This window comes from Pelagimonas sp. (genome assembly GCF_050633425.1).
Lineage (GTDB): Bacteria > Pseudomonadota > Alphaproteobacteria > Rhodobacterales > Rhodobacteraceae > Pelagimonas.
The window spans coordinates 134,570-153,144 of the sequence record NZ_JBOEGM010000020.1 but is presented as its reverse complement, the minus strand read 5'-3'; the positions used below and the strand labels follow the sequence as shown (position 1 = coordinate 153,144).

Sequence of the window (18,575 nt, the reverse complement as noted above, 5' to 3'; positions counted from 1 at the left end):
CCACTAAGCCTGACTGAAGAATAGGTTCAAACCCTGGATAGGCATTTCTGGACAGTGTTACGCTCCTTCGGTAAGGCCAGATCAGGGCAGTTCGATGAGGCGATACAATGATCCCCAACATCCTCTCTATAGCCGGGTCCGATCCATCGGGTGGGGCGGGAATTCAGGCCGATATCAAAGCGATAAGCGCCAATGGCGGCTATGCAATGGCCGTGATAACGGCCCTTACCGTGCAAAACACCCAAGGCGTTCAATCGGTCACGGGGGTTGATCCCCAACTGGTGCGCGATCAGATTGACGCGATTTTTGCGGACATCCGCGTTGATGCCGTAAAACTCGGAATGCTAGGGTCGGGGCCCATTTGTGAAGCGGTGGCCGCGGCCCTGCAAGAGCGCGAATGTCCGATCATTGTGGACCCGGTGTTGTCATCGACAAGCGGCCGTATCCTCACCGGATCCGATGCGTTAGACAGCTTTCGCCGCTGCATTCTGCCACTTGCAACGATTTTAACCCCAAACCTGCCCGAAGCCGCGACACTGCTTGGGGAACAAGAGGCGCAAACACGCGATGGCATGCTGAAACAGGCCTGCGCGTTAGACAGGCTGGGCCCGGCGGTTCTGATCAAAGGCGGGCATTTGCCAGGCGCGCAATGCCCTGATCTTCTGGTCAGTGCTCAGGATGAAACATGGTTTGAGGCTGACCGTTTGGATCTGGGCCAAACCCATGGCACAGGGTGCACTTTGGCGGCGGCTTTGGCGACACATCTGGCGCATGGGGCCAGTTTTGCTGAGGCGATTGAGGCGGCCAAGACTTATACAAACCACGCCATTTCGGGGGGGCGTCACCTCTGTGTTGGGGGCGGGGTTGGGCCGACCGACCACTTTTTCACGTTGCGTGATTAGGGTGGTGGCCCGATTGGTTTGCGGGTTGATTGTCTTGGACATGACAGTAGTCTTGGGGGATGAAAGCTGCCTTAAATAGCGCGGTTTATCGCCGCCTGTTGTTGGCCCAGATTTTGTCTGTTCTGGGATCGGGGCTCACAACTATCGCATTGGGTCTATTGGCGTTTGAGTTGGCAGGCGGCAATGCCGGCGCGGTCTTGGGCTTTGCCTTGGCGATCAAAATGGTCGCCTATGTCAGCATCGCCCCAATTGCGACTGCCTTGGCGGAACGACTTCCACGCAAAACGTTTCTGATCAGCTTGGATTTGGCGCGGGCCCTGTTGGTCTTGTTGTTGCCCTTCGTCACCGAGGTTTGGCACATCTACGTGTTGGTTTTTGGGTTTCAGGCGTTTTCGGCTGCGTTCACCCCGAGTTTTCAGGCGATTATCCCGGATGTTTTGACGCGGAAAAAGGACTATGCCCAAGCGCTGTCACTCTCTCGGCTGACTTACGATCTCGAGGCGCTGTTGGGGCCACTGCTGGCGGGGGCCTTGTTGGCCGTGTTTTCTTTTAACAGCCTGTTTGTAGGGACGGCGCTTGGCTTCTTGGCATCCGCATTCTTGGTGATGAGCGTCACACTCCCGGTGCGCGCGCTTAAATCGTCGTCAGTCCGGTTTTCAAAACGGATCACGCGGGGCATCTGGATTTATCTCGCAACACCACGATTACGAGGAGTTCTGAGCCTCTATGTCGCGGTCGCGGCAGCAACGGGCATGGTCATCGTCAACACGGTTGTCATTGTCAAAGAGGGGATGGGCCAAGGCGATGGTGTCGTGGCACTCTTTTTTGCCGCCAGCGGTCTGGGGTCCATGTTGGTTGCCGTCTCGCTGCCCAAACTGCTGGGAGAAGCGTCGCCCCGCTCTGTCATGCTTGCGGGTGGGGGGCTTTTGACGACCGGCTTGGGCCTCGCGGCGTATGGCATGACTGGGGGCGATTTCCATCTCGGCGTCGGTTTGGCCTTATGGTTTGTGATCGGCGCAGGGGCGTCCCTGATCCAAACGCCAACGGGGCTTTTGCTGATAAGATCTTGCCACGAGGCCGACCGCCCGGCGGTGTTTGCAGCCCAATTTGCTTTGTCGCACGCTGCATGGTTGCTGGCCTATCCGTTGGCAGGAAGTGTGGGGAGTTGGGCCGGCATGGCGATTGCTTTCGCCACCATGACGGCCCTCTCTTTGGTGGCAACCCTTTGCGCGGCGCGGCTATGGCCTAGGGTCGATCCTGAGATTCTGGAGCACAGTCACACCGATCATCAGGTGTCGGCGGCGCATTCAGGTCTCAATGCCATTCTTGGCGATACCGGCGGCTACCGTCACCAGCACAAATTCGTCATTGATGATGCGCATCCAAGGTGGCCCAAAACGGACGCCTAGCTGGCGCGACCTTGCTCACCCCGGTTTTTGGCCGTTACCGCACAAACCCGCAGGCACCCTTGGGGGGAATCTTCGCTACATGCCTTCGCCCTATGGAAGGCGCAGGTTCTGTCCGTGGCCATTTTGGCACGGATGAGCGCGCTAAACTGTTCTCTGGTTCAGCCTTTCAAAAGTTAGATTTTGCAGCTTTTGACAGGATGCCCTCCCGTTTTTCATTTTAAAACAAGTACTAAGAAATTACTTTAGGTATAAAATATTTTTACTTGAAATAGATTTGAACCATGGCTAGGCTTTCATCTATCGACAGTATTCAGGAGCTGAAAATGCGTTATGTCTGTCTCGGTGGCGGTCCGGCTGGTCTCTATTTTGCGATCTCAATAAAGTTGCGTCAGCCAAGCTCTGAAGTGGTTGTGATTGAACGCAACAAGGCGGATGACACCTTTGGATGGGGTGTCGTTTTATCTGATGAGACATTGGATAATCTGGCTGAAAACGACCAACACAGCGCTGCTGATATCCGTCAGAATTTCGCCTATTGGGATGATATCGCCGTGCATCACCAAGGCCAAAAGATGCTTTCGACGGGGCATGGGTTTTGCGGAATTGGCCGCAAGCAGCTCCTCTTGATCCTGCAAGAAAGAGCCCGGACCCTGGGTGTCGAACTAAAGTTCGAACAGGAGGCTCGGCCCGCGTCTGAATATGCGAAAGACTATGATGTTGTGATCGCCAGCGATGGTTTGAATTCCCGAACACGCAGTGAGCTGGCGGATGTCTTCAAGCCCGAGATTGATACGCGGAAATGTCAATTTGTCTGGCTTGGAACGCGGCAGAAATTCGACAATGCCTTCACCTTTATCTTCGAAGAAACGGACAAGGGCTGGCTCTGGGCGCATGCCTATCAATTCGACGATAACACAGCGACCTTTATCGTTGAATGCACGCAAGAAACCTTTGATGCCTATGGCTTTGGAGACATGAGCCAACAAGAGTGCATCGCCGTTTGCGAGGATATTTTCCGGGATCATTTGGGGGGTCATAGTCTGATGACCAACGCCAATCATATTCGCGGATCGGCGTGGTTACAGTTCCCTCGGGTGCTTTGCCAAAACTGGAGCGCTGACAATATTGTCTTGCTCGGAGATGCGTCGGCTACGGCCCATTTCTCTATCGGTTCGGGAACCAAACTGGCCCTCGAAAGCGCTATGGCCTTGGCCGAATACATCGACAAAGAGCCAACGCTTGCCGATGCGTTTGAAAAGTACCAAACCCAACGGCGGCTCGAAGTGTTGCGTCTGCAATCGGCGGCGCGCAATTCGGTGGAATGGTTCGAAGATGTCGAACGGTATTTGGATCTCGATCCGGTACAACTCAATTACTCCCTGCTCACCCGAAGCCAGCGTATCAGCCATGAAAACCTGCGGGAACGTGACCCAAACTGGTTGGCTCAGGCCGAAGATTGGTTTCAGGTTCAGGCAGGTGCCCCAAGCAGCACAGCCCCCCGCGCGCCGATGTTTGCGCCGTTCAAACTGCGCGATATGTCCTTGAAAAATAGGATCGTTTTGTCACCCATGGCGCAATACAAAGCCGAGGATGGCTGCCCCACTGATTGGCATTTGATCCACTACGGCGAACGCGCCAAGGGCGGGGCTGGGCTTATCTATACCGAAATGACCTGTGTATCCGCAGATGGGCGAATTACGCCGGGTTGTCCGGGACTTTATGCGCCCGAACACCAAACTGCATGGGCGCGGTTGAATGAATTTGTGCATCGCGAAACCGGTGCCAAAACCTGTTGCCAACTTGGTCATGCGGGGCGCAAAGGTTCGACCCGTCTGGGCTGGGAGGGGATGGATGTCCCGCTGGAAACTGGGAACTGGCCCTTGCTTAACGCGTCGGCGATCCCTTGGTCCGACGGGAATGCGATGCCCAAGGCGATGACGCGGGCCGATATGGATCTGGTGCGGGATCAATTTGTAGCGGCCGCACAAATGGCGGATCGAGCCGGGTTTGACATGATCGAACTTCATGCGGCCCATGGCTATCTGATCTCCTCCTTTATCACGCCGGTGTCCAACACACGTACCGACGATTATGGCGGCAGCCTCGACAACCGTCTGCGGTTCCCATTGGAGGTTTTTGAGGCCATGCGGGCGGTTTGGCCGGTTGAGAAACCGATGTCCGTGCGCATTTCGGCCAATGATTGGCTTGGCGATGGGGGTGTCACCCCTCAAGAGGCGGTGCGGATTGCGCAGGCCTTCCAAACTGCAGGCGCAGATATTATTGATGTGTCCGCCGGACAAACCTCAACCGAGGCACAGCCCGTTTATGGGCGCATGTTCCAAACGCCGTTTTCAGATCGGATTCGCAACGAGGCTGGGATCAAAACCATGGCGGTCGGCAACATCTATGAAGCCGATCATGTCAACTCGATCCTGATGGCAGGCCGGGCCGATTTGGTCTGCCTTGGTCGCCCGCATTTGGCGGATCCCTATTGGACGCTGCATGCGGCAACCGATTTGGGCGACCGGCGCGAAATCTGGCCCCAACCCTATGAGGCCGGACGGGATCAGGCGTGGCGATTGGCGGACAAAGAAACGGAAACGGCGGGCCGCGTATGAGCGTTTTAGATCGCCACTTTATTGTCACGGGCGGCGGCTCTGGGGTCGGGGCTGCGGTGGCTCAGGCATTGGCGCATGCTGGGGCCAAAGTGACGATTTTGGGCCGACAAGAAGCGCCCCTCCGCGAGGTTGCCAAACAGCATAAGTTCATTGGTTGGGTTATTTGTGATGTCACCGACGCCGCCAGCGTAAAGGCGGCCTATGCCCAAGCGCGCGCATTGAACGGCCCGATTTCCGGCGTGATCGCCAATGCCGGGTCCGCGCAAAGCATGCCGTTTTCAAAAACCACGCCTGAGGCTTTCCAAGCCATGCTCGACGTCAATTTGAACGGCGTTTTCAACAGCTTTCAGGCAGCGCTGGACGATCTGGAACGCGCCGGAACGGGGCATTTCATCTCGATCGCTTCCTCAGCAGGCCTCAAAGGATACCCCTATGTGGCAGGCTATTGCGCAGCAAAACATGGCGTCGTTGGCCTGACACGGTCCTTGGCCCAGGAGTTGGCCAGCACCGGTATTACCGTCAACGCCATTTGCCCCGGTTTTGTCGATACACCGATGCTGGAACGCTCCATCGCGACGATCAGCGACAAGACCGGGATGAGCGCACAGGACGCGGCCAAATCCTTGAAACGCGGCAATCCACAAAAGCGTTTCATCGAAACGGATGAGGTCGCCGGCGCGGTTCTGTGGCTATGCTCTGATGCGGCGCGCTCGGTCAACGGCCACACGCTAAGCCTCACCGGGGGCGAGATATGACTCGCGAACCTGCTTCCAAGGATCGGCTGCGATTGTGGCTGCGATTGTTGAAAACCAGCCGTTTGGTTGAGGCTGAATTGCGCGAAAATCTACGTCGCGAATTTGGCGCGACCCTGCCGCGCTTTGATGTGATGGCGGCGCTGTCACGCTATGATGAGGGCCTGAAAATGAGCGCCTTGTCCGGCGTTCTGCGGGTTTCAAACGGCAATGTCACCGGCATTATCGACCGGTTGACTGACGAAGGCCATGTGGTGCGGGTGCCCGTGCCCGGTGATCGACGTGCCTCGCTTGTGCGCTTGACCGAGACAGGGCGCGCCGAATTTGCCCGCCAGGCCGCGGCGCATGAAACTTGGGTCGATCACATGCTTGCCAGTTTTGAGCAGGACGAAGCGGTTCAACTGGCCGGTCGATTGGATGAATTGGTCGGCTCACTCACAGAAGGGGACGCACCATGATGCGAACGGATGTAACCCATTTTCGATGCGACATTCGGGACGGCATTGCCTTTGTGTCGCTTGATCGGCCCGACCGTAAAAACCCTCTGACTTTCGACAGTTACGCAGAATTGCGCGACTGGTTTCGCGACTTGGCCTATGCCGATGACGTGCATGCGGTTGTGTTTGGCTCAAACGGTGGGAACTTTAGTTCGGGGGGCGATGTGCATGACATTATCGGCCCGCTGACCAAGATGTCGATGAAGGAATTGTTGGCCTTTACCCGCATGACGGGCGATTTGGTCAAGGCCATCGTCAATTGCGGCAAGCCGGTGATTGCGGCGATTGACGGGGTCTGTGTTGGGGCTGGCGCGATCATCGCCATGGCCTCTGACCTGCGCATCGCCACGCCCCAAGCCAAATGCGCGTTCTTGTTTACCCGCGTTGGTCTGGCGGGATGCGATATGGGGGCCTGCGCGATATTGCCCCGCATCATCGGGCAGGGACGCGCGGCTGAGTTGCTTTACACCGGCCGATCCATGTCAGCAGACGAAGGCTCCGCATGGGGGTTTTACAATTCGGTCGTTCCTGCGGAAGAGCTGGATCAAGCGGCCGAAAATTTGGCCAGTCGCATCGCTTCAGGCCCGAATTTCGGTCACATGATGACCAAAACCATGCTGGCTCAAGAATGGTCAATGTCGATTGAACAAGCGATTGAAGCCGAAGCCCAAGCCCAGGCGATTTGTATGCAAACCGCTGATTTTGAACGGGCATACCGCGCCTTTGTTGCCAAGTCAAAACCAGAGTTTGAGGGCAACTGATGGCGGATCGCAGCTTTCTATCTTGGCCGTTTTTTGAAGACCACCATCGCGTCTTGGCGCAGGACTTGGAGGTTTGGGCCAAGGCGCAGCTCGCGCAGCTTAATCACGACGACACCGATCAAACCTGCCGTGATTTGGTCGCGTCCTTGGGCAAGGGCGGCTGGCTGGCCCATAGCGGTGCTTTCGACGGGCGCCTGGATGTCCGAACCCTGTGTTTGATCCGCGAAACACTGGCGCGCCATGATGGGCTTGCAGATTTTTCCTTTGCTATGCAGGGGCTTGGAACTGGCGCGATCTCACTTTTTGGAACGGATGAGCAAAAGTCCTACTGGTTGACAAAGACCCGCAATGGATCGGCCATTTCCGGCTTTGCTTTGACCGAGCCGCAATCGGGATCGGATGTCGCCAATTCCACGATGACCGCAACGTGGGACGGCGATGACTATGTGTTGGACGGTGAAAAAACGTGGATTTCCAACGGTGGCATCGCTGATGTATACACCGTTTTCGCCAGAACCGGAGACGCCGCTGGGGCCAAGGGCCTGTCCGCCTTTGTCGTCCCGGCCGATACTGCGGGTTTGACCGTAGCAGAGCGGCTCGACACCATCGCGCCGCATCCTTTGGCGACACTCTCCTTCCAAAACTGCCGCATTCCGGCCAGCGCCTTGATCGGTGCCTCGGGGGAGGGCTTCAAAATCGCCATGTCGGTCCTGGATGTATTTCGCGCCACCGTCGGCGCGGCCGCATTGGGCTTTGCCCGTCGGGCGCTGGATGAGGCCGTCGCCCGCGTTACCACCCGTCATGTCCAAGGCGCGCCCCTGGCGGATTTGCAGATGGTGCAGGGCCATATCGCCGATATGGCACTTGATATCGACGCCGCCGCCCTGCTGATTTACCGTGCGGCCTGGACCAAGGACAGCGGTGCGCCGCGCATCACCCGAGAAGCGGCTATGGCCAAACTTTTCGCCACGGATCACGCCCAAAACATCATCGACAAAGCCGTGCAATTGCATGGCGGCGATGGGGTGCGCTCGGGCGAAACTGTTGAACGTTTATACCGAGAAATCAGAGCGTTGCGTATCTATGAAGGCGCATCTGACGTCCAACGCGTCATCATCGCACGCCAGACTTTGGCGCAATTGGAGTCCAATCTATGACAACCGATCCGGAAAAACATGGCGCGCAGACCGATTTCGCCAAGAAGATGTCCTATGGTGATTATCTGGACATCGACACGATCCTGTCGGCCCAGCATCCGCTGTCGGATGCCCATGATGAAATGCTGTTCATCATCCAGCATCAAACGTCTGAGCTGTGGATGCATCTGATGCTGCATGAATTGGCCGCGGCCCGTGCCAATATTGCGGCCAACCACCTGCCTGAGGCGTTCAAGAAACTGGCCCGCGTGTCGCGGATTATGGAGCAGCTCAACAATGCGTGGGACGTTTTGCGCACCATGACACCCAGCGATTACACCACCTTTCGCGACCAATTGGGGATGAGCTCGGGCTTTCAATCCCTGCAATATCGGTTGATCGAATACGCGCTTGGCAACCGTAATCTGGCGATGCTCAAGCCGCATGCGCATGACGTTACAGCCAGCGCGCGATTGCAGGCTGAGCTCTCGGAAATGTCACTGTACCAAACGGTTCTGACGCTTGCGGCGGGCCAAGGGCATGACGTGCCCGGTGATTTGATCGCCGCCCCGGCCAATGCCCCCCACCAAGCCAATGATGCGGTGCGGGCGATGTGGGCGACGGTTTACAACGACCCGGCAACCCACTGGACTCTCTATGAAATGGGCGAAAAGCTCGTTGATCTTGAAGACTATTTCCGTCGCTGGCGATTCAACCATGTGACCACGGTCGAGCGGGTGATCGGTTTCAAACGCGGCACCGGCGGCACAGGCGGGGTCGATTATCTCAAGAAGATGCTATCGGTCGAGCTCTTCCCTGAGCTGTGGCACGTTCGGACCGAGCTGTAGGGGGATCTCATGTTAGGACATAGCGCGCATATCGATACGTTTTGCCGGGATAACTTGCCGTCGCCCGAGCATCAGCCAGATTTTCTTTTGGGCGGGTTTGACTATCCCGACCAGATCAATGTCGCCCAAGAACTGACCGACAAAATGGTCCAGCGTGGATTTGGTGACCATACGGCGCTGATCGGCAACGGGCGCCGGCGCACCTACAAAGAGCTCAGCGATTGGACCAATCGTTTGGCCCATGTGATGGTTGACGATCTGGGCATCAAACCGGGCAATCGGGTGCTGATCCGATCTGCGAACAACCCGGCGATGGTGGCCTGTTGGCTGGCGGCAACAAAGGCCGGGGCGGTTGTCGTTAACTCCATGCCGATGCTGCGCGCAGGGGAGCTGACGGCCATTGTCGACAAGGCCAAAATCAGCCACGCTTTGTGTGACACCCGCCTGCTGGACGAGCTGGAAACCTGCGCCAAGACCTCTGATTTCCTGACCTCGCTCACCGGGTTTGACGGCACCTCCAACCATGATGCCGATCTTGATCGTTTGGCCTTGGAAAAACCGGTGCAGTTTGACGCTGTGCCGACCGGGCGCGATGATGTTGCTCTGCTCGGCTTCACGTCTGGCACCACGGGTTCGCCCAAGGCCACGATGCATTTCCACCGCGATCTGTTGATCATAGCCGACGGATATGCGCGCGAGGTTTTGGGTGTCACGCCCGACGATGTGTTTGTCGGATCGCCCCCGCTGGCCTTTACCTTTGGGCTTGGCGGTTTGGCGATTTTCCCGTTGCGCTTTGGTGCTGCGGCGACGCTTTTGGAAAATGCATCCCCGCCCCAGATGATTGAAATCATTCAAAAATACAAAGCCACGGTGTGCTTTACCGCCCCGACGGCCTATCGCGCCATGCTCTCGGCGATGGAGCAAGGGGCCGATCTCTCCTCCCTGCGCGCAGCGGTGTCTGCGGGCGAAACGCTCCCGGCTCCCGTCTATGATGAGTGGAAGGCCAAAACCGGCAAACCGATGCTGGACGGGATCGGCGCGACCGAGATGTTGCATATCTTCATTTCGAACCGATTTGACGATCATCGCCCGGCCTGTACCGGCAAACCTGTCACCGGATATGAGGTCAAAATAATCGGCCCAGATGGGGGCACCCTGCCTGCCGGAGAGGTCGGTCGATTGGCCGTGCGCGGGCCAACGGGCTGTCGATACCTGGATGACGACCGCCAACAGGCCTATGTGCAAGACGGCTGGAACATCACTGGTGATGCGTTTTCAATGGACGCCGATGGCTATCTGCATTTTGCCGCCCGCAATGATGATATGATCGTTTCCTCGGGCTATAATATTGCCGGTCCTGAGGTCGAAGCGGCCCTGCTGTCACATCCGTCAATCAAAGAATGCGCCGTCATTGGTGCCCCGGATGTGGCGCGGGGCATGATCGTAGAAGCGCATGTTGTGTTGGAGGCTGGGCATCCAAGCGACACGCTGACCAAAGATCTGCAAACCCATGTCAAAGCCACGATCGCACCGTTTAAATACCCGCGCTCTATTGTGTATTGCGATGCGCTTCCCAAAACCCAAACCGGCAAAATCCAACGGTTTCAATTGAAGCCAGGAGGTGCCGCATGAGGCGCAAATGCCCCAGAAGCCCAAGACGAAAAACGATTTTTATGTTGACGCTCACGCCTGCGCATAGATGAATGCGCACTTGGCAATCATCGTAAGATTTGAACCGAACCTGACGAAAACCACAACACACCCCACCAAGAGGGCAGACGTGGATCAACACGGAGGAAGACACATGAAATTGAAATCACTCGCACTCGCGTCCTGTATGGCGGCGGTGCCCATGGCCGCTTTGGCCGATGGACACAGCCTCAAGGTTGGCATGATCACCACCCTGTCTGGCGGCGGCGCTGGCCTTGGCATCGACGTGCGCGACGGCTTTATGCTGGCCGTGTCCCAAGCGGATCGCAAGGACATCGAAGTTGTCATCGAAGACGATCAGCGCAAGCCCGACATCGCCGTGCAGCTGGCCGACAAGATGATCCAATCTGAAAAGGTCGACGTCTTGACCGGCATCATCTGGTCCAACCTTGCCATGGCCGTGGTGCCAGGCGCTGTGGCGCAGGGGAAATTCTATCTGTCGCCCAACGCTGGCCCCTCGGTTTTGGCCGGTAAGGGCTGTAATCAGAACTACTTTAACGTCGCATGGCAGAACGATAATTTGCACGAAGCGGGTGGGGCCTATGCCAACACCGCAGGCTACAAAAACTCCTTCATCCTCGCGCCGAATTACCCGGCGGGTCAGGATGCGTTGACGGGCTACAAACGCATGTATGACGGCGAATTGGCGGGCGAATTGTTCACCAAACTCGGCCAGACCGATTACGCGTCTGAGATTGCCCAAATCCGGGCCTCGGGTGCCGATAGCGTTTACTTCTTCCTGCCCGGCGGCATGGGGATTTCCTTCCTCAAGCAATATGCCGATAGCGGTCTCGACATTCCCGTCGTTGGCCCCGCCTTCAGCTTTGACCAGGGCATTTTGCAAGCGGTCGGTGACGCGGCGGTCGGTGTTGTGAACACGTCGCAGTGGAACAAAGACATCGAAAACGACACCAATGCGATGTTTGTCGAAACCTTTCAGGCCGAATATGGCCGCCTGCCATCGCTCTATGCGTCGCAAGGATTTGACACGGCCAACCTGTTGATGAGCGCGATGGATGTGGCGGATGTCAACGACGCCGATGCCTTCCGTACAGCGCTGCAAGCTGCGGATTTTGACAGCACCCGTGGAGCGTTCAAATTCGGCTCAAACAACCACCCGGTCCAAGACATCTATGTGCGGGAAGTGATCAAGGAAGGTGACGTTTACACCAACAAGATCATCGGCACCGCCCTGACCGAACACAGCGACGTTTATGCCGCTGAATGCAAACTCTGAACTGACATTGATCCGGGCGCATGGGTGCCCGGATCACCATTCACGGAAAATCCCCTCATGTCTTTGATCTTACTTGCGGAACAGGTCCTGAATGGCCTGCAACTTGGGGTCATGCTTTTTGTCATGGCTGCTGGCCTGACGCTGGTTTTCGGCGTCATGGGCCTGATCAATCTCGCCCATGGATCGCTGTTTATGATCGGGGCGTTTGCGGCCGCCGCGGTGGCGGGCGCGACTGGGTCTTTCCTGCTTGCCTTGATCGCCGCGCTCAGTGCGGCGGCGGCGGTGGGGGCCTTGGTTGAAGTCATCGTCATTCGACGGCTTTATAACCGCGACCACCTGGATCAGGTCTTGGCGACCTTTGCCCTGATCCTGATCTTTTCCGAAGGCACCCGTTGGCTCTTTGGGTCCTTCCCTCTCTTTCTCAACATCCCGCCCTATCTTGCAGGGCCGGTTTCTTTGCCAGGCGGCATTGAATATCCGCTCTATCGGCTGATGTTAATCGCCGTTGGCTTGTTCATTGCGCTTGGGTTGTATGTGCTGATCAACCGAACCCGCCTTGGTATCCAAATCCGCGCCGGTGAAAACGACCGTGAAATGATCGCGGCTCTGGGCGTCGATATTTCCAAACTCTATACAATTGTGTTTGCCATTGGCGCAGGTCTGGCCGGCCTTGCAGGCGCGCTTGTTGGGGCGATCCAATCTGTTCAGGTTGGCATGGGCGAACCCGTCTTGATCCTTGCCTTTGTGGTGATCGTGATCGGGGGTATCGGCTCAATCAAGGGTGCGCTGGTCGCGGCCATTCTGGTAGGGCTGACCGACACGCTGGGGGGCGTTTTGCTGCCTGCATTGTTCAAACACATCATGGAGGCGTCAGCCGCGACATCCGTCGGCTCCTCCCTCTCGTCCATGCTGATCTACATCCTGATGGCCTGCGTTTTGATCGTGCGCCCGACCGGCCTGTTCGGAGCACGCTCATGACCCGCCACATGTCTCGTGAAACGTTGTTCAACTTTGCCATGATGGCGGCGCTTCTTCTCTTTCCCCTTTGGGCTTGGCTCTCGGATGAGCCGTTTATGATCACCCTTGCAACCAAAGCGGTTATCCTGGCATTGGCCGGTGTCGGTCTGAACATTGCGCTGGGTCTCGGCGGCTTGGTGAGCCTTGGACATGCCGCGTTTTTTGGCATCGGCGGCTATGCCATGGGCATTCTCGCCAGCCACGCCCAAAGTTATAGCCCGATCTTCGAAGCCCCGTTTCTGATCGAAGGCACCAAATCCATGCCGGTTATCTGGCTGCTGTCGATCCTCAGCTCGGGCCTCGCGGCGCTGGCCATCGGCGCGCTGAGCCTGCGCACAACCGGGGTGTATTTCATCATGATCACGCTGGCCTTTGGGCAAATGCTGTTCTTTTTCTCGATAAGCTGGCCTGCCTATGGCGGCGAAGACGGGCTGTCGATCTATGTGCGCAACAGTTTTCCGGGCCTCAACACACTAGATCCGATCCAGTTCTACGGACTGTGTTTCGCAATCCTGACGCTGGTTTTGATCTTTAGCGCTCGCCTTGCCAAATCTCCCTTTGGGCTTGCGCTCAATGCGGCACGCCAAACCGCTGAGCGCGTTGAAACCGTTGGTATTTCGCCCTACAAACTCCGCCTCGTTGCCTTCACCATTTCCGGCATGATCACTGGGTTGGCCGGGGCGCTTTTTGCTGATCTCAACCGATTTGTCAGCCCGACCATGTTCAGCTGGCAAACCAGCGGAGAGATCATGGTGTTTATCATTCTGGGCGGTGTGGCGCGGCTCTTTGGGCCGGTCGTTGGCGCGGTGCTTTTTATCGTGCTCGAACATGTTCTTGGCGGGCTGTCGGAGTACTGGCACATCTATCTCGGCGTGTTACTGCTTCTGATTGTGCTGTTCGCGCGCGGTGGTGTCATCGGCACGTTGGTCGGCAAGGAGGCAGGCCATGACTAATGCCACACCCACCCCCGTTCTTGAGGTCCGCAATATCTCCAAATCCTTTGGTGCGTTGCAGGCCAGCAAGGATGTCTCGCTTGACCTCCGCCCCGGTGAAATCCACGCGTTGATTGGCCCCAATGGAGCCGGAAAATCGACCCTGATCAAACAGATCGCCGGCGGGCTACGCCCCGATGCAGGGCAGGTCTTGCTTGAAGGGAAAAATGTCACTGATCTCAACACCGCCGCGCGGGCGCGTCTCGGCCTTGGCCGAACCTTCCAGATTTCTGCTTTGGCGATGGAAGACACCGTCCTGCAAAACGCCGTGTTGGGGGCGCTTGGGGCAGGGGGCTCGCCGTTCCGGTTTTGGCGATCCGCGTTAAAAGACGCAGGGTTGCGCGCCACAGCACAAGAGGCAATTGCCCGAGTTGGGCTGCAAGATTATGCCAACAAACGCACCGCAGAACTGTCGCATGGTCAACGCCGACAACTCGAAGTCGCCGTTGCTTTGACACTGAAACCAAAGGCTTTTGTCATGGATGAGCCAATGGCTGGCCTCGGGACGGAAGGCTCAAAACGCCTAACCGGTTTCCTTGATGGTTTGCGGGCCCAAGCCCCGATTTTGCTTGTGGAACATGACATGGACGCGGTTTTTGCCTTGGCCGATCGTATTTCGGTTTTGGTCTATGGCGCGGTGATCGCCACTGGCACAGTCGAGGAAATTCGCCGCAACAGCGATGTCCGCGCCGCCTATTTGGGGGACGAAGAATGAGCCTTCTCACGGTCGATAATATCACCGCGTCCTATGGCGCAACGCAGGCCCTTTTTGGTGTCTCGCTCACCTTGCAAGAGGGCGAAGTCCTGGCCCTGATGGGCCGCAATGGCATGGGCAAATCCACCACCGTCAAAACGATCTGCAAACTGCTTCCGGTGTCGTCTGGCAAGGTCACGTTGTCGGGGCAAAACCTGGCGGGGCTTGCCGCCCACAAAGTGGCGCGGCTGGGGGTTGGTCTGGTGCCAGAAGGGCGGCGTTGTTTTGCCAGCTTAACCGTGGCCGAAAACCTCTTGGCCGCCGCGCGTGCAGGCCATTGGGATGAAGCCCGCGTGGCCGAACTCTTTCCACGACTGCGCGAGCGCCGGGATCAGGCAGCCGTGTCGCTGTCCGGGGGGGAACAACAAATGCTGGCGATTGGCCGCGCGCTGATGACAAACCCGCGCCTGCTGATATTGGATGAAGCCACCGAAGGCCTCGCCCCGCTTGTCAGACAGGAAATCTGGACGGCCATTGCCAAGTTGAAACGCGACACGGGTATGTCAATTCTGGTGGTCGATAAATCCCTGCGCGAACTCGGTCAAGTTGCTGATCGCGCTACGATTTTGCAACGCGGAGAAGATGTCTGGACCGGTGCTATGACCGATCTCAATGACGATGTTACCAACCGGTTTTTGGGGGTTTAGGTTATGGCGTTCAACTATCCTCAAAAAGTGCTGTTCAAACATTGCGACCCGGCCGGGATCGTTTTTTACCCGCGTTATTTTGAGATGATCAACGATTGTGTTGAGGCGTTTTTCGACCAAGTTCTGGACTGCCCGTTTGAAGTGCTTTTGCAGACAGCAGGCGTTCCGACCGCGGAAATCCAGACCCGGTTTCACGCCCCAAGCCGCCACGGCGACGCTCTTGTCTTGACCCTAAAGGGGCAGCGCTCTGGCACCAAAAGTTTCACCTTGTCGATCGAAGCAACTTGCGCGGGCTCACCGCGCTTCACCGCACAATCGACCCTTGTTTACACCGATGCGCAGGGCCGGTCACAGCCATGGACCGCAGCGCTGAAATCCAAACTCGACGCCTTCACCGGAGAGAGCACATGAGCAATCAGATCATTCACCCTGCAGGATGGGCCCCGGCCAAGGGGTATGCCAATGGCGTGCTCTCATCTGATGGGGTCTTATATGTCGGCGGCCAGATCGGTTGGACCGCAGAGCAAAAGTTCGAAGCACATGATTTCATTGGGCAAATGGAACAAACCCTTCGTAATATTCTGGCGGTGGTTGAGACCGCAGGCGGCACCGCAGCCGACATCACCCGCCTGACGTGGTTCGTCAAATCCAAGAAAACCTATCTCGCCCATCAGGCCGAAGTCGGTCAGACCTACCGCAAAGTTCTGGGCCGCAATTTTCCGGCCATGTCGATGTTGGTGGTCGCGGATCTCATCGAAGACGAGGCCCTGCTTGAGATCGAAGCCACAGCCCATATCACGCCCCCGACCACAACTGGAGCGCAACAATGACCGGTGTGACACTGCCCCGCAAAGAGCTTTTCGATATCCCCGAGGGGGTGATTTACCTTGATGGGAATTCGCTCGGAGTTTTGCCCAAAGGGGCCGCCGCCCGTGCCACGCAGGTGATCGAAAACGAATGGGGCGGCCAGTTGATCAAGGCGTGGAACACCGCCGGTTGGATGGCGCTGCCGCAGGTGGTTGGTGATACGATTGCGGGCTTGCTTGGCGCGCCCGCCGGTTCCGTTGCGACCGGCGACACCTTGTCGATCAAAGTCTACCAAGCCCTTGCGGCGGCGTTGAAAATGCGTCCTGATCGCCGGGTTATCCTGTCGGACAACGGCAACTTTCCCAGCGATCTGTATATGGCGCAGGGGCTGATTGATACCATCGACAAAGGGTACGAGCTGCGCACCCCGGCCCCCGAAGACGTCGCCGGTGCCATCACCGAAGAGGTCGCAGTGGTGATGATCACCCAGGTCGATTATCGCTCTGGCCGCATGCATGACATAAAAGCCATCACCGAAAAGGCCCACGCGATGGGCGCTGTGATGATCTGGGATTTGGCCCATTCTGCAGGGGCGGTTCCGGTTGATCTCACCGCGTCCAACGCCGAGTTTGCCGTCGGTTGCAGCTACAAATACCTCAATGGAGGCCCCGGTGCCCCGGCCTTTATCTATGTGCGGCCCGACATCGTTGACTCCATCAAACCGGCGCTCTCTGGTTGGCTCGGACATGACGCACCATTCGCCATGGAACTCGCCTATCGCCCGGCCATGTCCACCGAACGCATGCGTGTTGGCACCCCGCCAATCTTGCAATTGGCTGTTTTAGAACAAGCGCTTAAGGCTTGGGACGGTGTCCAGATGGCCGATCTGCGCGCCGCCTCTATCACCCTCTCTGAAACCTTCATCGCCGAGGTCGAGAGACGCTGTCCGCAGCTTTCCCTTGCCAGCCCACGGGATCCGCAAAGCCGTGGCTCTCAGGTGTCGTTCGGCTTTGAGCACGGCTACGCGGCCATGCAAGCCTTGATCGATCGCGGTGTCATCGGCGATTTTCGCGCGCCAAATATCATGCGTTTTGGCTTTACCCCGCTTTACTTGGATGAAAAAGACGTGGTCGCCGCCGCCGAAATCATCGAAGATGTGATCAACAACGAACTCTGGCGCGACGCCAAATATCAGACCGTTTCGCGCGTAACCTAAGGACAGCCGATGACCTGCCTCTTTGTTCAAATCCAATGCCGCCCGGGCACCACTTACAAGGTCGCCGATGAAATCGCCCTGCGTGAATTTCACTCCGAACTCTATTCCACCAGCGGCCAATATGAGCTTTTGATGAAGCTTTATGTTCCCGAAGATGAGGATGTTGGCAAATACATCAACGCCAAATTGATGGATATTGACGGCATTGAGCGCACCTTCACCACGCTGACCTTCAAGGCCTTTTAATCCGGCCCAAACCCCGGCCTAAACCATTGGTCGCCCCCCTTAACCTCTCGATCCGAGCGGGCGGGGGGGCACCCGGCCACCATCTCGCCTAAATCGGCGTCAATTGCTGCGGAAAATCCGGCTCTCGCCGATCATCTCTTCCAGCGCTGCAATCCGATCAGAACTCGAATGTAGTGATTGGATTTCCGCCACCAGCGCTTCGATCAAAAAGTTGATCGCCAGCGTGCTGTCCCAGCTTGAGGGCACTTCAACCAACGTGCGGAATGTGTGGGCCGCGTATTTCTCAATCGGCGATCCCCATTGATCGGTGAACAGCACAATATTCGCGCCTTGCCCCACCACTAAACTCGCCAATCTCAGCAGCTCTTTTTCATAGCGCCGGATGTCGAACACGATCAGCGTCGCGTTTTCATTCATATCCAAAAGCGATTGCGGCCAGACCGAGGGAGAGCTGTCGAGCAATTGCACAGCCGGTCGAATAATTTGCAGATGGTTGAAAAAATAGTGCGCATTTGATCGGGTGATCCGCCCGCCCAACACATAAAGCGCACGGGCCGGATCGGCCATTAGCCGGGCCACTGTGTCAAACTCGGCCGGATCCAGCCGGTCAATCGTGGCATTGATATTTTGCGACACCGCCATGGCAAACCGGCTGACGATGTGATCCTTGTTGTCGGTGGTCGAAGGTTCATCAAGCTTGGCCAATGGCTCTTTCATCCGGGCGGCGATTTCTTCGCGGATCGCGGCTTGAAACACCGGAAACCCGTCATAGCCCAGTTTGCGCGCCAATCGGATCACGGTCGGCGTCGATACATCGGCGCTTTCGGCCAGTTTGGTGATGGATTGCAATCCGGCGACCAAAGAATCGTCCATCAGCACAGCGGTCAGCCGGCGTTCGGCGGCGGTCAGCTCCGATTGTTTGTCGCGAATTCGGTCAAGCACGAGGCGTTGCGGCGCTGGATTTGATGGTTTCTTATTCATTGTCTCTCTGTTTGTAGAGAATGTTACAGAAATGCCCTTGACACA

General features: G+C 57.1%; 19 protein-coding genes. 18 read left to right on the top strand and 1 reads right to left on the bottom strand.

Translation table 11 applies throughout. The annotated features are described in order from the left end of the window. Positions 1–107: 107 nt before the first annotated feature. The 18 genes from thiD (at position 108) to ACRBB0_RS16380 (ending at position 17,549) form a co-directional block, all read left to right on the top strand. On the top strand, positions 108–902 hold the full coding sequence (gene thiD / locus ACRBB0_RS16465) for a bifunctional hydroxymethylpyrimidine kinase/phosphomethylpyrimidine kinase (RefSeq protein ID WP_431375538.1): 795 nt from the start codon (positions 108–110) through the stop codon (positions 900–902). A gap of 59 nt (positions 903–961) precedes the next feature. Continuing rightward, entirely contained in the window at positions 962–2,311 is a 1,350-nt protein-coding gene (locus ACRBB0_RS16460; protein WP_431375537.1) for an MFS transporter, read from the top strand. 323 nt (positions 2,312–2,634) lie between these two features. Next, positions 2,635–4,929, top strand: coding sequence for a bifunctional salicylyl-CoA 5-hydroxylase/oxidoreductase (locus ACRBB0_RS16455; RefSeq protein WP_431375536.1), 2,295 nt, complete (start codon positions 2,635–2,637; stop codon positions 4,927–4,929). Next, the gene (locus ACRBB0_RS16450) at positions 4,926–5,684 is read left to right on the top strand and encodes an SDR family NAD(P)-dependent oxidoreductase (protein WP_431375535.1); all 759 of its coding nucleotides are present in this window, start codon (positions 4,926–4,928) and stop codon (positions 5,682–5,684) included. The genes ACRBB0_RS16455 and ACRBB0_RS16450 overlap by 4 nt, the downstream gene beginning before the upstream one ends. Continuing rightward, positions 5,681–6,139, top strand: a complete 459-nt coding sequence (locus ACRBB0_RS16445; RefSeq protein ID WP_431375534.1) for a MarR family winged helix-turn-helix transcriptional regulator — start codon at positions 5,681–5,683, stop codon at positions 6,137–6,139. Before ACRBB0_RS16450 ends, ACRBB0_RS16445 begins: the two co-directional genes overlap by 4 nt. Beyond that, positions 6,136–6,939, top strand: a complete 804-nt coding sequence (locus tag ACRBB0_RS16440; RefSeq protein ID WP_431375533.1) for an enoyl-CoA hydratase family protein — start codon at positions 6,136–6,138, stop codon at positions 6,937–6,939. Before ACRBB0_RS16445 ends, ACRBB0_RS16440 begins: the two co-directional genes overlap by 4 nt. Further along, positions 6,939–8,096: an acyl-CoA dehydrogenase family protein gene (locus tag ACRBB0_RS16435; RefSeq protein ID WP_431375532.1), complete on the top strand. Its 1,158-nt coding sequence runs from the start codon at positions 6,939–6,941 to the stop codon at positions 8,094–8,096. Before ACRBB0_RS16440 ends, ACRBB0_RS16435 begins: the two co-directional genes overlap by 1 nt. Further along, positions 8,093–8,923: a tryptophan 2,3-dioxygenase gene (gene kynA / locus ACRBB0_RS16430; protein ID WP_431375531.1), complete on the top strand. Its 831-nt coding sequence runs from the start codon at positions 8,093–8,095 to the stop codon at positions 8,921–8,923. The genes ACRBB0_RS16435 and kynA overlap by 4 nt, the downstream gene beginning before the upstream one ends. A 9-nt stretch (positions 8,924–8,932) precedes the next feature. Beyond that, positions 8,933–10,555 (top strand): AMP-binding protein, encoded by a 1,623-nt coding sequence (locus ACRBB0_RS16425; protein WP_431375530.1) that lies wholly within the window; start codon positions 8,933–8,935, stop codon positions 10,553–10,555. Between the two features lie 172 nt (positions 10,556–10,727). Next, positions 10,728–11,870 carry an ABC transporter substrate-binding protein gene (locus ACRBB0_RS16420; RefSeq protein WP_431375529.1) on the top strand — a complete coding sequence of 381 codons (1,143 nt, stop codon included), beginning with the start codon at positions 10,728–10,730 and terminating at the stop codon, positions 11,868–11,870. 57 nt (positions 11,871–11,927) lie between these two features. Next, entirely contained in the window at positions 11,928–12,848 is a 921-nt protein-coding gene (locus ACRBB0_RS16415; RefSeq protein WP_431375528.1) for a branched-chain amino acid ABC transporter permease, read from the top strand. A gap of 8 nt (positions 12,849–12,856) precedes the next feature. Beyond that, the gene (locus ACRBB0_RS16410) at positions 12,857–13,840 is read left to right on the top strand and encodes a branched-chain amino acid ABC transporter permease (protein WP_431375813.1); all 984 of its coding nucleotides are present in this window, start codon (positions 12,857–12,859) and stop codon (positions 13,838–13,840) included. Further along, positions 13,833–14,594, top strand: coding sequence for an ABC transporter ATP-binding protein (locus ACRBB0_RS16405; protein WP_431375527.1), 762 nt, complete (start codon positions 13,833–13,835; stop codon positions 14,592–14,594). The genes ACRBB0_RS16410 and ACRBB0_RS16405 overlap by 8 nt, the downstream gene beginning before the upstream one ends. Beyond that, positions 14,591–15,280, top strand: a complete 690-nt coding sequence (locus ACRBB0_RS16400; RefSeq protein WP_431375526.1) for an ABC transporter ATP-binding protein — start codon at positions 14,591–14,593, stop codon at positions 15,278–15,280. The genes ACRBB0_RS16405 and ACRBB0_RS16400 overlap by 4 nt, the downstream gene beginning before the upstream one ends. A 3-nt stretch (positions 15,281–15,283) precedes the next feature. Continuing rightward, on the top strand, positions 15,284–15,691 hold the full coding sequence (locus ACRBB0_RS16395) for an acyl-CoA thioesterase (RefSeq protein ID WP_431375525.1): 408 nt from the start codon (positions 15,284–15,286) through the stop codon (positions 15,689–15,691). Continuing rightward, positions 15,688–16,110 (top strand): RidA family protein, encoded by a 423-nt coding sequence (locus tag ACRBB0_RS16390; protein WP_431375524.1) that lies wholly within the window; start codon positions 15,688–15,690, stop codon positions 16,108–16,110. The genes ACRBB0_RS16395 and ACRBB0_RS16390 overlap by 4 nt, the downstream gene beginning before the upstream one ends. Next, positions 16,107–17,303, top strand: a complete 1,197-nt coding sequence (kynU, locus tag ACRBB0_RS16385; protein WP_431375523.1) for a kynureninase — start codon at positions 16,107–16,109, stop codon at positions 17,301–17,303. Before ACRBB0_RS16390 ends, kynU begins: the two co-directional genes overlap by 4 nt. Before the next feature lie 9 nt (positions 17,304–17,312). Then, on the top strand, positions 17,313–17,549 hold the full coding sequence (locus tag ACRBB0_RS16380; RefSeq protein ID WP_299924458.1) for an Lrp/AsnC ligand binding domain-containing protein: 237 nt from the start codon (positions 17,313–17,315) through the stop codon (positions 17,547–17,549). A 99-nt stretch (positions 17,550–17,648) separates the two neighbouring features. Here the strand turns inward: ACRBB0_RS16380 and ACRBB0_RS16375 are convergent, their stop codons facing one another. Beyond that, complete coding sequence (locus ACRBB0_RS16375) at positions 17,649–18,530, bottom strand: MurR/RpiR family transcriptional regulator (protein WP_431375522.1); 882 nt, start codon at positions 18,528–18,530, stop codon at positions 17,649–17,651. Positions 18,531–18,575: the final 45 nt, after the last annotated feature.